This window comes from Bacteroides cellulosilyticus DSM 14838 (genome assembly GCF_000158035.1).
Taxonomy (GTDB): Bacteria; Bacteroidota; Bacteroidia; order Bacteroidales; family Bacteroidaceae; genus Bacteroides; species Bacteroides cellulosilyticus.
The window spans coordinates 631,881-648,361 of record NZ_EQ973491.1 but is presented as its reverse complement, the minus strand read 5'-3'; the positions used below and the strand labels follow the sequence as shown (position 1 = coordinate 648,361).

4 protein-coding genes and 1 pseudogene are annotated in these 16,481 nt (G+C 37.4%); 2 read left to right on the top strand and 3 right to left on the bottom strand.

Annotation, left to right across the window (positions count from 1 at the left end; translation table 11 throughout):
- Nucleotides 1–58: 58 nt before the first annotated feature.
- Nucleotides 59–4,373, top strand: a pseudogene (locus BACCELL_RS14840) (two-component regulator propeller domain-containing protein).
- 175 nt (nucleotides 4,374–4,548) lie between these two features.
- Here BACCELL_RS14840 and BACCELL_RS14835 read toward each other — a convergent pair.
- Genes BACCELL_RS14835 through BACCELL_RS14825 form a run of 3 tightly spaced genes read right to left on the bottom strand, consistent with a single transcriptional unit; the run spans nucleotide 4,549 to nucleotide 11,508 of the window.
- A complete protein-coding gene (locus BACCELL_RS14835) occupies nucleotides 4,549–7,395 on the bottom strand; it encodes a carbohydrate-binding protein (protein WP_007212681.1) in 2,847 nt (948 codons plus the stop codon).
- Nucleotides 7,396–7,451: 56 nt separating this feature from the next.
- On the bottom strand, nucleotides 7,452–10,100 hold the full coding sequence (locus tag BACCELL_RS14830) for a glycoside hydrolase family 31 protein (protein WP_007215422.1): 2,649 nt from the start codon (nucleotides 10,098–10,100) through the stop codon (nucleotides 7,452–7,454).
- Between the two features lie 22 nt (nucleotides 10,101–10,122).
- Nucleotides 10,123–11,508: a glycoside hydrolase family 28 protein gene (locus BACCELL_RS14825; protein ID WP_052309556.1), complete on the bottom strand. Its 1,386-nt coding sequence runs from the start codon at nucleotides 11,506–11,508 to the stop codon at nucleotides 10,123–10,125.
- A 173-nt stretch (nucleotides 11,509–11,681) separates the two neighbouring features.
- On the opposite strand from BACCELL_RS14825, the gene BACCELL_RS14820 reads away from it, so the two are divergent.
- The gene (locus tag BACCELL_RS14820; RefSeq protein WP_007212678.1) at nucleotides 11,682–15,962 is read left to right on the top strand and encodes a hybrid sensor histidine kinase/response regulator transcription factor; all 4,281 of its coding nucleotides are present in this window, start codon (nucleotides 11,682–11,684) and stop codon (nucleotides 15,960–15,962) included.
- Nucleotides 15,963–16,481 lie beyond the last annotated feature (519 nt).

Below are 16,481 nucleotides of genomic sequence, written 5' to 3'. Positions count from 1 at the left end.
ATAGTCTGTTACAATGCACTTTTTCCGTATTTTTGTTTCGCACTAAAATCTATGAAGTATGAAAAAGCATATCCTGCTTACGTGTGTATCTTTGTTAGTTAGCCTCCTTAGTATTTCTGCATCCATCGAAGTGCGCTCTACGCACATGACAACCACAGACGGACTGGCCAACAATTCCATCTGTTACATATTCCAGGATAGCAAAGGATTTATCTGGATGGGAACCCTGAATGGTCTCAGCCGCTACGATGGCAATTCATTTGTCACTTTCCTCCCGGAAAGCGAATCCGGTAACAACCGGATCTCCTTGTCGACCAATCACGCCAGAACCATCAGCGAGGATAAGAATGGTTTCCTGTGGATAGAAACTTCCGGAGAATTCTTCAATTGCTACGATCTAAGAAAAGATTGTTTCGTAGATTTCACCGGCTGTGGCGAATACAGACAAAACTACGACCGCAAGGCAGAAGCCGCCAATGGTGACGTATGGCTATGGAACAGCCGAAACGGCTGCCGGCGGGTGACTTATCAAAACGAAGCATTTTCTTCCGTCAGTTTTAGAAAATCTTTAGGCAATCTTCCCTCAGACAGTGTCGCTTATGTATACCCGGATGAGCAGGGAAATATCTGGATAGGTACCGATTGTGGCGTAGTGCAGGTAACCGGTGATAAGACTATCCTAGTTGAAAAGCGCAATACTTTTGCCGCACAATCTTTCGGAAAAGATATCTTTTTCCTGTCAACAAACGGTATCATCTCTAAAAAAGAAGAAAACAAGCCAAGCGTAACAGTTGCCCATTTACAAAAAGAGAAAAGTGCCCTGACCATATACGGCACGCTTTGTCTGCAAGATGACTGGGTTATATTCACTTCGAACGGAGGATACCTGTTCAATACAAAAACAAACCGAATCCACCGTCAGGCAGAATTGGACATTAAAAACGGAAATGTCCTGACGGACAATCTCGGTAACTTCTGGATCTATAACAATACCGGTAAGGTGTGGTATGTCAACTCGAAGACCCGCGCCCTCAAGACTCTTCAACTCTCCACTCCCGACAAATTAAACTACGTGGATATGGAACGCTATCACGTAGTACATGATTCCCGAGGCATCATCTGGATATCCACCTATGGCAACGGACTGTTTGCCTACGATACCCTTACAGAAGAACTCCAACATTTCGACTTTCAGATTGACGGCTTCAGCCATATCAGTTCCAATTATCTGCAATATCTCATGGAAGATAGTTCAGGTGCTATCTGGGTTAGTTCCGAATATGCCGGAATAGCGCGCCTGACGATTTTAAATGAAGGAATAAAGCGCATTTTTCCGGAGGCTGTCTCTTTGTCAGACCGTTCAAATACCGTACGTATGATTACCCGGTTAAAAAATGATGATATTTGCATTGGTACCCGGGGCGGAGGAGTCATTGTCTATGATCCGCAAATGAAGACACAGAAAAAGAAACTTCATTTCAACTCCAATATTTATGCGATAGCCGAAGATAATGAAGGAACCGTATGGATGGGAAGTCGTGGCGAGGGTCTTCGCATTGGTGATAAATGGTATACCAACCAATCCGGGAATGCTTCATCCATCAGCAATAATAATATCTTTATCTTATACTGCGACCAGAAAGGGAGAATGTGGATAGGAACTTTCGGAGGCGGACTGGATTTAGCCGTCAAAGGTGAAAACGGATATACCTTCCGGCATTTTCTGAACAAAAGTTTCGGACAGCGACGAACACGCGCCATCATGGAAGATAAAAACGGATGGATGTGGATAGGAAACAGTGACGGAGTATCTGTGTTTCATCCGGACTCTCTGATAGCCAATTCCACGAATTACCTGACCTACAATTACAATAATGGGAAACTACTCAGCAATGAGATAAAATGTATCTATCAAGACACTAAAGGCCGGATATGGATCGGCACATCAGGCGGCGGCTTAAGCATGTGTACCCCGGATAATGGCTATAAGAATTTGGAATTCAAACATTATGATACCAACAATGGATTGGTAAACAACATGGTTCAGGCTATTGCAGAAGACAGGCAAGGAAAACTGTGGATCGCAACCGAATATGGTATTTCACGCTTCACTCCTGAAACGCAGGCTTTCGAAAACTTCTTCTCCTCGGCTTATACACTGGGAGATGTATATAGTGACAATAGTTCATGCGTCAGTAAAGATGGCAGTTTACTATTTGGTACCAACTACGGATTACTGGTAATCAACCCCGGACAAACAGGAATTAATTTTGCTCTCAATCCGGTGGTTACTTTCACTAATCTGCAAGTCAACGGAATATCCATGCGCCCGGGAGATACTGATTCACCGTTAAACAGAGCCATGATGTACACAGATGAAATAGAATTGAAGTATTTTCAAAGATCATTCGTAATAGATTTCACGACATTCGATTATTCGAAAATAAACAGTTATACCTATACTTATCGTTTAGAGAATTATGATAAAGAATGGAGTAAACCCTCTCCGCTCAGCTTTGCATCTTACAAAAACCTACCACCGGGTAAGTACAGTCTGCATATAAAAGTCTGCAATGCTACCGGCATCTCAGGCGATCAGGAGGCCGTTCTGAAAATTACAATAGCTCCTCCCTTTTGGCAAACATCCTGGGCATTCCTCATTTATACCCTATTGTTTATTGTTGCGCTTTACATCACCTACAAGTTAGTGCGTGATTTCAATCTTTTGCGTAATAAAGTGCAGGTAGAAAAGCAACTGACGGAATATAAGCTTGTATTCTTTACGAATATCTCACATGAATTCCGTACTCCCCTGACCTTAATACAAGGAGCGTTAGAAAAAATACAAAGTATAGACAAAGTTCCCAAGGAAATGACCAATTCACTGAAAGTCATGAATAAAAGTACACAACGTATGTTGCGCCTGATTAATCAGTTATTGGAATTCCGAAAAATGCAAAACAACAAACTGGCCCTTTCTTTGGAAGAAACAGATGTCATGGGTTTCCTTCATGAGATATTTTTAAGTTTTAAGGACACAGCGGCCTCTAAAAACATGGATTTCCGTTTTCAACCTTCGGTAGCTTCTTATAAAATGTTTATCGACAAAGGAAATCTGGACAAGGTGGTTTATAATTTATTGTCCAATGCTTTCAAATATACTCCAAGCAATGGTAAAGTCACACTTTCAGCCATAGTAGACGAGCATAAGAAATGTCTGGAAATTTCCGTAGCAGACACAGGAATAGGCATTGCCAAAGAGAAACGGGGAGAACTGTTCAAACGTTTCATGCAAAGCAACTTCTCAAGTAACAGCACCGGAATAGGATTGCACCTGACACACGAACTTGTAAATGTTCATAAAGGCAGCATTACTTACGATGAGAATCAAGGGGGAGGATCTGTTTTCACGGTTTCACTCCCCACCGACACCAGTGTATATGAAGAGAAAGACTTCCTGATTCCTCACGATGCCTTTCTGGAAGAAAAGGCATCGTGAGGAAAGCTATGAAGAGGAAAACATTCCGGACATAGATATTGCAGAGGAAAAAACTCCTTCAAATCAGTACAAACTGTTGATCATCGAGGATGACAACGATGTACGTGAGTTCCTGAAAGAAGAGTTCAAACCTTATTTTGAGGTGGTAACTGAAGCGGACGGACTTTCAGGCTTAGAACGCGCACGTACTTACGATGCTGATCTCATCATCTGCGACGTATTGATGCCGGGGCTTACGGGATTCGAAGTCACCCGCAAACTTAAAAATGATTTCGATACCAGTCATATACCTATTATATTATTAACGGCTATGAGTTCAGCGGAAAATCACCTGAAAGGCGTGGAAAGCGGAGCGGATGCATATATCACCAAACCATTCAGTCCCAAGCTATTACTGGCAAGAGCATTCCAACTGATAAAGCAACGTGAAAAGTTACGGAAGAAATTCTCGGATGATCCGGGAATGATAACTCCTGCTATCTGTACGTCAGAGAAAGACAAACAATTTGCCGATAAGCTTCAGGCTATTCTGGAAGAACAGATTAGTAACAGTGAATTCGCCGTAGATGACCTTGCTTCAGTAATGGGACTGGGGCGTTCAACCTTTTATCGCAAGGTACGTGGAATAACCGGTTATTCCCCCAATGAATACATGCGTATCATCCGCATGAAGAAAGCTGCCGAACTTTTACTTGAAAATCGTTATACAGTGGCAGAGGTATCTTACAAGATAGGTATCGAAGACCCATTCTATTTCAGTAAATGCTTCAAGAAACAGTTCGGAGTATCTCCATCCGTATATTTACGCGGTAAGAATGATCCGGAAGAAAAGGAAAATGATGATAAAGAAGAAGAGACTTTTGAGCAAGAATGAATATAGAAATCCCGGGATTTAAAACTTCCCGGGATTTTCCATCTAAGAATAAATTAATTATTCGCTATCTTAACAAGCATAGATTAGACATATTTAAATATTTCCGTATCTTCTCAATCTATACTTTTTATTTCCTTCAATCTCTCTCAAAAAATCTCATCATACATATATTCTGTTATTTAAAACGAATCCAATCAATATTCATTAAATTATCAGAGCTATTTCCATAAAAGCGTAAAACGACATTATGAATATCCGTAATTTTTCCCACCGGGCATTCTAGCTCCACCCATACTTCCTCTCCACCTGTAGCAGGAACCTTACAATTACCAACTACTGTACCTGATGTATCATCAAGTACAACTTCTATCTCAGAATTTTCAGATAAACCAGAAACTCTAATTTTTAATTGAGTAGCCCCTTTTTTCCCAAAATCAATATTAGAGAATTGAATATAATCGAAATTATTACAGGAGGTCACATATCTATTTCCCTTATTGGACTGCACAATACTAGTTCCTGCCAACTTATCTGCATTTTCAGCCTCCATAGTCTCATATGGAGACATTTGATTTATTGAAGAGTTAGAAATCACACCAGTTACAGGTTTCACTGGTATAGGAATTACCTTCTTTTCAGGTGTACCTTTTACCACTATACGTATCCCTTTTTCTGTAATCTTTCCATTCCATCTAACCGCTATCTCTTTCGCATAGCCCGAGCCTATTCGTGTAAAAGGATATTTTTTGCCATTAATCGTTACAGAAATATTTTCTTCAAAATTATCTGATAAATACAAAGTACTTACAGGCATTGGACTCTCCGTCCGAATCACGATTTCCTTATCTTGCATATATTCACCGCTTTCCTTACAATCTATATAACCGTAACCTTCCGGAGAAATGAACATTGCATTTTTCATTTCATGATTCATCGTTTTAGGAATAATTGGTTTTATCCACAATTCTTTACTACGAAAATCGCGATGAAACCCTACAATATCATAATAATTTCTCCACATAGCAGGAATACTTATATATTGCTTTTTACTCTTTATATTTGTCGATACCCATTTCGGTTCATTCACAAGAGGCAAAATATTCAATGGATGATCAAAAACTCTGTCACGATCCAAATACTGTCGCAAATAGGAATCTTTCTGCATGGCATGCCATTGATCTAATCGACCGGTATTAAGTAATAATCCCCCATAATGGGCTAAAATATAAGGAGTCCATTCATCATAAGTACCTTCTGGATATCCAAGTCCACGATAATAAGGATAATAATAATTCTCCAATTTACTTAATATAAAATCTGTATCTTCCGCTTTCCATATTTCTCCTAATTTCAGATGAAAAGCCAACCACTGCCCGGCAAATATTGATTCGCAATGCTTACCTGCCACAAATTGTCCATCTCTGATATAACGATTATGAAAAGAATTCACTACCATCTTATACGCATTCTCATATAATTTTACTAAATCAGCCTCCCCTTTTTCACCTGCCAGTTGTATCATCATCTTATAAGCAACAGCTGAAAGATTAGAATTATACGGATCTGGATTTCCTCCGGCATCATAAGAGTTCTCTGATCCATCGAATGTAAATGGATACTTAGTACTGCCATATTGTTCTACCTGATCAAGGATTCGTTGCGCAGCCTTTTTAACATACGGCCATAATAAATCAAATTGCTTACGGTCAGCTGTCGCCCGGTAAATCTCAAAAACAGATATAATAAAACCACAATTCAAATCAACCCATTTCTGAATATTTCTATAATCTATATGCTCTGTATCATCCCAAGAAACAAGGACTGATCTTTTTTCCCGCTCTTTACCTACGCTCATTACATTAAAATCATGATGTATCTGTCCATTTTTCATCTGCGTTCTAGCCCAATAAGCTAATTCCTGCCATGCATAATAGGGAATCAACATATACATAATCTGCCTTGCCAACCACATTTGATCCATCGTACCAAAGCAAGTCCATTGTCCTTCAGCAAAAGCTACCCTCCCATCTTTTTTATACATTGAATTAGTCACAACATTAACCAAAGTATTCAACGTCTGATTTTTTAGCCAACCGGGTAAATTAGAAGCCCGCATTCCTGTTACCAGCTTTTCTGCATTATATTTCAATTTAGAAAATACCTTTAAACCATGTTCAGCAATCGCCCTCGGAGTTTTGTACAAATTCTTATAATAACCAATTTCAGGGTCAGTACGATCATACCAAGCCACCACAAAATATATTTTCTGAGTTTCATGTGGCAACAGGTTCATTTTTACAGCAACCTTGCCTGTATGTGCCTGTTCTTGCGAGGAAGAACAAACACCGCTCCTCAAAAAACGGTTTTCCTTGTCATCGCCTACTGATACACCTGCCTTGGAATGACTAGTTTTCACCAAGATACTCCATTCATCACTATAGATTCCTTTTGCCGGTAAAGAGAAAAATGGAGCACTTTCACTATTCCATTTGAGAGCAAAAGCAGAAATAACTTCCGAACTTTCCATATTGGTAAGGCTAATCTCATATAAAGCATAAGGAAGATGCATATTCGTATAATCCTTATTATCTAAAGGTGAGATTCCTGTTAATTCGATTCTCACTCCATTAACAGAGCCGAAATCAACTTTATGCAAAGGCCAAATAGCATCATCATTTGGTCTTCCATGGGTAAGAATTGCTTTTAAAATATTCCTCGTCTCTATTTGCCCATTCCGGTTTGTAAAAAGTTGGAATTGTGCGTCTGCTACATTCTTGAAATCGTAGGCATCAGCTGGTGGAACAGTCATCGCTGAGAATGTTCCGGTATTCGCATCAAACTTAATAGCCCCGCACCCAAACCCTCCAAGCGGTGTTCCTGTAGTACCATTTACGATTTGTTCATCAAATGAAAAAAAAGAGTTATTATTGACATTAATACTATCACTAGCCAAAGCATTAATGGAATTAATTAAAAAGAGTTGTATTAGAAGTAATACCGAGTAATAACATTTTATATTCATATCATCGATCTATATTAAGTAATTAAAAATTTATAGCAAAACGATTCAGAGCCACCTTATTTTATCTTGAGCTTTGTAGCCTTGCCATTGTACGAGACAGTCACTCCAGAAGAAGAGGTAGAGATTCCAACTCCTGATTGTGGAGAAACCAGAACGATGTTAAAGGTTCTTTTTCCCTTCATGCCAGGAAATACTCCTTTTCTTTTGCCTATCTCCAATTCTTTTTTCGCATCATTCCAGTTTAATTCAATTGTACTGAATTGTCCCTTCTCATAATTATAGTTATTGCCTTCATCTTCATAAATCATAAATGAGGCATCCGCTCCGGGATAAATACGAATTTCTAATGATTCATTTTCTCCCTCCTCCTGAGAGGTATATTGCTTTACCGGACCAAATGGAATAATCGAGCCAGCCTTAACAAACAAAGGTATTTTTTCCATATCAACATCTATATCAACACTTTGTCCTCCTTGGTATTTCCCTCCACGCCAAAAATCAATCCAACCAGCAGCATAATCAGGAAGATATGTATTCCATTTACTTACATTTGCTTTAGTAACCGGAGCAACTAACAATGAAGGCCCAAACATAAACTGATGATTTTGTTCCAAAGCTTTCCTATCATTTGAAAAATCCATCACTAGCGGACGCATCAAAGTAGAACCCGAGAAAAAAATTTCTGCATTTTGAGAATAAATATACGGAAGCATACGGTATCTCAAATCCAAGTATTGAGCAACAATACCTTCTACCTTGTCCCCATAACGCCAAGGTTCCGTGTTGCTTTTATAGCCATGTACTCGCATCAATGGGAAGAAAGTTCCCGCTTGGACCCAACGAATAAACATCTCATGATATTCAGGACTGGTATACTGGTTACGAGGTCGGAAAAATCCACCGGCATCATAGGTCCACCAAGGTAATCCACTTGCCATTTGCCCCAATCCTCCAGTAATCTGACGGCGCAAAGTTTCCCAATCGTATCCAACATCACCCGACCAAGTAGCTGCAGCATAGCGCTGCATTCCTGAAAATCCACTTCGAGTAAAAATCATGGCTCTTCTTTTCGAATCATCCCGACGTAAGCCTTCATAGATAGTTTTACTAACATATAAAGGATAAACATTTCGGTAAACTTCCCCTGGAATCTGGCCTTTATTGACTCGACGATTCTTTAAATCATCGTTTTCCGGCTCCGTAGCATCTTGCCACCATGCGTCAATACGATAAGGTTTTAATAATTTTTCATTAAAATTCTTCCAATAAAATGCAGCTGCATTGGGATTAAAGAAATCAAGCCACTCGGTACCAGAAATATAATATCCCTTTTCCTCTATTTGCTTACCAAGTGTAGACTTTCTACTTACTTTTGACCATACAGAAAGCATTAATCGCATATTCATGTCATGAAGTTCTTTCACCATTGCAGCTGGATCAGGATATCGGTCCTCATCAAACTGCATAGCATTCCAACCATACTTTCCCCAATATTGCCAATCTTGTACAATCATATCAATTGGTAATTTCCGTTTACGAAACTCTCTGGCATTTTCCAAAAGATCTTCTTGGGTATTATATCTTTCCCGACAGTGGATATACCCTATTGCCCACAATGGCATTAAGGGTGCAGCTCCTGTCAATTCTCGATAACTGGCTATAACTTCATCCCCAACTCCTGCAAATACTGTATAATCTAATGTTTGAGCTACTGGAGAGCGAAATATTGTTTCATCCGTCACTTTACGCCAATATAATAAAGGTTTATCGTTTCGTTCACCTTGTACTTCAATTTCATGTTTTCCTTTCTCTAATTTCACAATCAACGATGTAGTGGGAGGCAGCCAAGTATTGTTAACGTCTATAAGATTTCGGCCGTCTATAGACAGAAAATATTTGCGTGCCATACGTTGCCCAACATCTAATAATAAAGAATAATTTCCCGTTTCCGGCACTGTTAATGAAGCTGTAAACAGGTTTATACGTCTCACTTCCTTTTTATTTCCACTAGTACTTGTAGCATCCACCGTGATTTCTTCCCCATTTTCTGTCCCAGGAATCAGTTTTACATAATCTTCTGCCGGATTAAAATCCGTCAATCCATAATTATTCCATAGCAAACCATATCCTTTACTTGACAAGATAAACGGAATCGAAATCTGGGTATTAACCTGTGTCATGCGCCGGGTCAATCCACGAATGTTAAGATATCCATCCTGAAACTGTCCCGTACCGTAAATATATTCATCCACAGGAGATATGAATTTCTGTTCAGCAACAAAAGTTGGTTCCCCTTGTACAGTTGAGTTAACCATTGACCTCCCTCCAGCTTTCTCCTGTAAAATAACCCGTCCATTTCGATCCTTAAAAGTTAATGCCTCAGTTTGCTTATCAAACATAACTGAAATTCCGTCAAGGGTGAATGATACCTGTTGATCATTTTCCTTTATCTGAGGCTTAGGAGCCTTAACGCTTTCAGTATAAATCAGTTCCTCCACCGGCTCAGAATCTGGTTGACTAAACTGTACACGAATGGAATTTTGATTCAAAGGAATAAGCGTTAACTTCCCTGTTTTCAGTTCCAATTCAATTTTACCGGAAGCAATACGCTTAGCATTTGAGATTATTGTTCCTCCCGCAAAAATATTCTCTACACCCAATATTAAAAGTGCAAAAACAATCAAAAAAACTTTTTCTTTACTCATATTTCCTATTTTTAGTTTATTTTCATTTGTACATTTTTCCATTCACTCTCACATTCTCAAAACGAATGTTATCGGCTCCAATTATTCTATTAATCGTTGATTCCCCAACACCATCAAACACACAATCTTTTATAAAAATGTCCTGTATCTGCGTTTTGTCTTCAAAACCATCCAAATGCAACACGTACTGACTTTTTTTACTTATAATATTTTCCAAATAAATATTATGGAAATAAGGGAGATAGGGACCTTTCTCTACTCGCCAATATTTCATTTCGATCCCTAAAATAGACTCTTTACATTCACCAACAAAAATATTTCTGACAAATAAGTTCTCTACTTCACCACCTCGTATCGCATTCGATTTGATACGAATAATACGATCCAACTCCGGACTGTCCATCCGGCAATTCTCTACCCACACATTACGGCATCCTCCAGTCACCTCACTACCTATAGCTACTCCCGCATGCCCATCCTTCATACGGCAATTACGCACTATTATATTCTCACTTGGGATATTCCAAAAGCGCCCATCTTCATCGCGCCCTGATTTAATAGCAATACAATCATCACCTGTATCAAAATCACAATATTCAATCAATACATTATTACACGACTCCGGATCGCAGCCATCATTATTATAACCATGACTTTGCATCTTCACCTTCCTTATTGTTACATTTTCTGACAACAAAGGATGGATCAGCCAAAATGGAGCACGATTAATCGTAAATCCTTCCAGAAGAATATTTTTGCACTTATAGAGATTGATAAATTGAGGTCGTATGCTACTCTTTCCACTAAACACACGTTTGTCAAAAGGAACAGAATCCTCTTTCATTTCATAAAGCAATGTCTTTTCGTTTGTATGCTTACCATCTTTCTGCACCACACCTCGAATTCTCTCATCACAGAACCAATTTGATCTATCAGCTTGCCCATCCATTATACCATTACCGGTAATTGCAATATTTACTTCCTCATAGGCATATATTAGTGGAGAAATATTATAACAGTCAATTCCCTCAAGACGTGTCCGTACCGTATCAAACAGATTATAATCCGTAGTAAACTTAAGCACCGCACTGTCAGCCAAATGTAAATTCACGTTTGATTTTAATCGGATGGGAGCTGTCGGATATATTCCTTTAGGAATAATGACTTTTCCCCCTCCTTGAACTGAGCACTCAGTAATAGCCTGATTTATCGCTTTCGTATATAACGAATCCTTTCCATCATAATAATCTGTAATCACATAATTTTTATCAGGAAACGTAGGAGGTACTATCTGCTCATAAACCTCGATCATTTTATCCCATGGATCCACCTTTTTATAGTAACAGGAAGATAAGGATACAGTAAATACTAATAAGGACACTGACATTTTAATTTTATCCAATCGCATAGCTTTATTTTTAGAATTTAGTGCAAATGTAGGCGGCTACCTCAAGACGTTCTTATACTATTTGTGCGATTGATTACACAAATTGACCATCAACCAATTTCTTGGTTAATTTATATTCAATTAGATTTTTAAATGTATAACTTTGTATCATATTCACCTTTGATTTAATCGATATGAGAGTAAAAATACACCTATTGGTAATATTGTTTTTTTGTATATGGAATACGAAGCTAGTGTCCGCTCAAGGTTTAATCAGTGTTAAACACTATTCTATTGAAGACGGTTTATCGCAAAGTAAGATTCAAAGCATTCTACAAGATAAAGAAGGGTATATCTGGCTGGGCACTTGGAACGGATTGGAGAAATTCGATGGGTATACTTTCAAAAACTATAAATCTTACCCCACAGATAAAGTTAGACTACAACATAATCGATTACAGGATGCTAAAATGGGACATAATAATACTATTTGGTGTGAAACTTATGACTATAAAATATATTTATTTGATATCGCAGCCGAAAGTTATATCGATGTTTTTTCATATCACCCAGATATAAAGCAATGCGAATCAATAAACAAAATGATCCCTCTAGAAAATGGTATACTCTGGGTGATAGGAAATGATGGTAGTCTTTGGCGCATTGACGAAAAAAGATACAAAGAGAAAGAAGGCCTAATATATATTCCTCCATTTTCTGTTCCAGAGCATGGAAATCAAATATATTCAATCGCCCTTGATCAGTATAACAACGAATGGGTATTAACCAATAGAGGACACTGGATTTATGGAAAGAATAAATTGTCTGGTAAAAGAAAATTCAAACATGCTGTCAGAACAGACAAACTTTTTTTTCTGGCGGAAGACACTGGAAAACTAGCTGTTTATAACTCCGATCATCAAATACAAGACATCGAAATTCCACATCCCATCCAATCTTTTTATGAATTATCTCTTTTGCAAGACAAGAAATTAGTACTCACAACCGAACGCGGTATTCTTATTTTTGATTATCTGACAAAATCCTTCCAGTATATAACTATTGATGAAAAAGCAGAACCTGTAAGACCTGAACAAGTATTTCAAGCACGCAATGGAACTTTATGGATGTTCAATGGTCGAGAAAAAGTAATGCAATGTAATATGAATGACGGCGTTATTCATTTTATTGATTATCCTACCACTACTCAACATATAAACAACAGTTTTATTCACGAAGACGACCATGGAACTATCTGGATATTACCTCCCCTTGGCGAACTCTCTTTTTACAATTCCCAAACTCAACGTTTCGAACAAGCTTACTCATACGACAAAGGAAATAAAATTTACTACCAAGCTGTAGGAATGAACTATATGATAAATTCTCATCACAACCTCTGGGCCCGGTGTGGATCAGGATTTGATAAAATATCCTTTTCGAACGGAAGTTCTCAATATATATCCAATACAGATGGTATAGAAGTACGAGGTTTATTCATTGATAGTAATGGGTACTTATGGGTAGCCTCTAAAAATCAAAAAGTAGAAATTTATGATGACAACCAAAACTATTTGGGTAATCTAAGTGCATCCGGAAATATAGCCAAAGACAAACAGCTGTCTCTAGGTGCAGATATCTATTGTTTCTTTGAAGATAAGCAACATAGAATATGGATGGGGAGCAGGAGAAATGGTTTATATGTAGCTACCCAAGGAATAAACGGATATAAATTAACTCAATTCACACATCAACCAAATGACTCAACCAGCATTAATTCCAATTCCATTTACTCCATCTGTGAAGACTTACAAGGGCGTATTTGGATTGGAACATACGGTGGCGGCGTCAATCTTGTTGAAGGAACTTTTCCAAATCTACATTTCATTCACAAAGGAAACAGGTTAAAACTCTACCCAGAAGTTCAATGTTCAAAAGTAAGAACAATGAGATGTACCTCTGATGGCATTATAATGGCAGGAACAATGGATGGTTTATTAACATTCTCTACAAATTTTGAAGAATTAGAGAAGATAATATTTTATCACAATAAAAGTGAAGAGTCACGTTCAGAGAGTTTAAGCAATAATGATGTATTCTATACACTCGAAACCAAATCGAAAGAAATATACGTCATTACATATAGTGGTGGACTTAGTAAAATGATCTCTGATAATTTATTATCAGAACAAATTCAATTCTTTCACTATAATAAAAAGAACGGATTACCTTCGGATATGACCTATTCTATAACAGAAGATAAAAAAGGATATTTATGGATTAGCTTTGAAAACTCTATTTGCAAATTTGATCCAAAGAAGCACCAGTTTGAAAACTATGACCGATTCAACCTTCACACATATTTACCTATTACCGAAGTGCCTTCTGTGTTAGACAATGATGATAAAATGTATATCGGAACCTATGAAGGAACTCTACAGTTAGATTTAAAAAAACTCCAAAAAAGTTCCTTTATTCCACCAATAGTCTTCACAAAAGCTGATATTCGCAAAAACGATGAACTCTCTATCTCATCATCTATTTTAGACAATACGTTAAAGTTAAAAGCCGACGAACGTAATGTATCTATCTCCTTTGCTGCCTTAGATTTTACCAATAAAGAAAAATTGGAATACGCCTATCGACTGAGAGGGGTTAGCGAAAAATGGACCTATATCAACCAAAACCATACAGCCAGTTTTGTCAACTTACCGGCTGGAAACTTTATCTTAGAAGTCAAATCAACCAATGGAGATGGAGTCTGGGTAGAGAATATAACCGCACTCGCCATACACGTAGAACCCACTTTCTGGGAAACTAAATGGGCATGGATGGTTTACGCTTTTCTTATACTGATAACCATATTTATAGTATCGGGAATTCTGGTATACACTCTAAATTTAAGAAGAAAAGTAGATTTTGAGCAACAACTTACTAATCTTAAATTACGCTTCTTCACCGATATCTCACATGAACTTCGTACACCGCTCACTCTGATAGCTAATCCTATCGAAGAGGTAATCAATAATGAATCTTTGAGCCAAGAGGGACATGAGAATATGATAACTGCTAAACGGAATACTGACCGGATGTTAAAGCTTATCAATCAAATACTTGACTTCAGAAAAATACAAAATAACAAAATGAAGTTATATATCGAACAAGTAGATATTTTACCACTGTTTAAGCAAACATTCGAAAATTTCTCCAGCATAGCACATCAAAAAGATATTCATTTTGAACTAAACTGTCCACAAGAATATCAAACCATTTATACAGATATTGATAAGCTTGAAAAGATAGTATTTAATCTGCTATCCAATGCATTCAAATATACACCGAACGGAAAAAATATTCTCATAACAGTTACTTTCGATAAGAATGTCTTGAACTTTAGTATAAAAGATGAGGGGAAAGGATTCGATTTATATCAAATCGATACTCTTTTCAAACGATTTGAGACACTAGGCCAAAAAGATAATAATTTATCAAGTGGCATCGGACTTTCATTAGTGAAAGAATTGGTGCACCTACTACATGGATCTATAAAAGTAGATAGTACTTTAGGTAAAGGAAGTGTTTTCGAAGTATCCCTTCCTATAAACTATGATGCTTTTAAATCTGATGAAAATCTTGAATTTATCATGAATGATAGCCAGCAGACCACTACTTCTTATAAAATTCCAGAAAACACAAGTCCGACAGAAGGTACAGATAAAAACATTGATATTCTGATAGTTGAAGATAATGAAGAATTAAGGCATTTCCTGGTGAATATGTTGCAAAAGGATTATCGGATACTAGAAGCCGCAGATGGTAAATCCGGACTTGACTTAACAGTTTCAGCGATGCCAGATCTCATTATCAGTGACATTATGATGCCCGTAATGGATGGAATCGAGTTATTGGAAGCTGTGAAGAAAAACCATGATATCAGTCACATCCCTTTTATTCTTTTATCTGCTAAAGCATCATTAGATGACCGGATTCAAGGATTAGAATACGGTGCTGACGATTACATAACTAAACCTTTCAGCTCAAGTTATCTGAAAGCAAGAATCAGTTCGCTTTTGAAACAGCGGGATGCACTTAGGCGTCATTTTACAAGAAAATCCGGAGATATTTCTCCTTCAATACCTCAAATAACTCATTTTGATGAAACTTTTATCAACCAGATAGTACAAGCCGTAGAAGAAGGTTTGCAAAATCCAGATTTTAAGATTGAAGACCTTGCCGATAGTATGAATCTCAGTAGAACAGTGTTCTATCGGAAAATCAGGTCATTATTGGGGGTATCTCCCATCGACTTTGTTAGAGATATGAGAATAAAAAGAGCCGTTCAACTATTAGATTCTGAAGCATACACAATATCAGAAGTGGCTTATATGAGCGGATTCTCATCACCTCAATATTTTAATAGAGTATTTAAAAACATAATGAATTGTACCCCCACAGAATATAAGACGAACAAATAATACAAAGAATGAGGTTAAAAACATTATTTGGTCAAATAATACACGTTAGTAAACTAGAAGTGCAAAGTTCCTTTTATACTTTTCTGTAAATTTGCATTAAACATTTAGCGAGATAGTATGCTAAATTTAGTTTTACAACAATAAGTATTATGGAATAGGTTGCTTGTGATAAGTAGCCTATTTCTTTATAGATTTTTCTTTGTTTTCAAATATAAATAGGTTCATAATCAATCCCTAGTTATGAATTCGCTATGCCTATTTCTTCTATAAATGGTTCATTTCAACAGTAACTATTTCTTTATTGGGAGTATTATACATATTCTTCATATTGACTGTAAACTCCTTCTTGTCCCTATAAAGCATATATTTACAAAAGTCCCAGATTTGATACATTATTCATATTTGAGTAGAGGATTGGGAGAAAACGGAACAGATGGTATCTGTAAACTCCTTCAGGTTATTTACTTTATTACGTACTGACACGATCTTTGGCTTTTGTAAAAAGCCAATAAAAAAAAT

Coding starts and splice junctions, on each gene's coding strand:
- BACCELL_RS14835 (WP_007212681.1), bottom strand. CDS start 7,395: ATGAATATAAAATGTTATTACTCGGTATTACTTCTAATACAACTCTTT.
- BACCELL_RS14830 (WP_007215422.1), bottom strand. CDS start 10,100: ATGAGTAAAGAAAAAGTTTTTTTGATTGTTTTTGCACTTTTAATATTG.
- BACCELL_RS14825 (WP_052309556.1), bottom strand. CDS start 11,508: ATGCGATTGGATAAAATTAAAATGTCAGTGTCCTTATTAGTATTTACT.
- BACCELL_RS14820 (WP_007212678.1), top strand. CDS start 11,682: ATGAGAGTAAAAATACACCTATTGGTAATATTGTTTTTTTGTATATGG.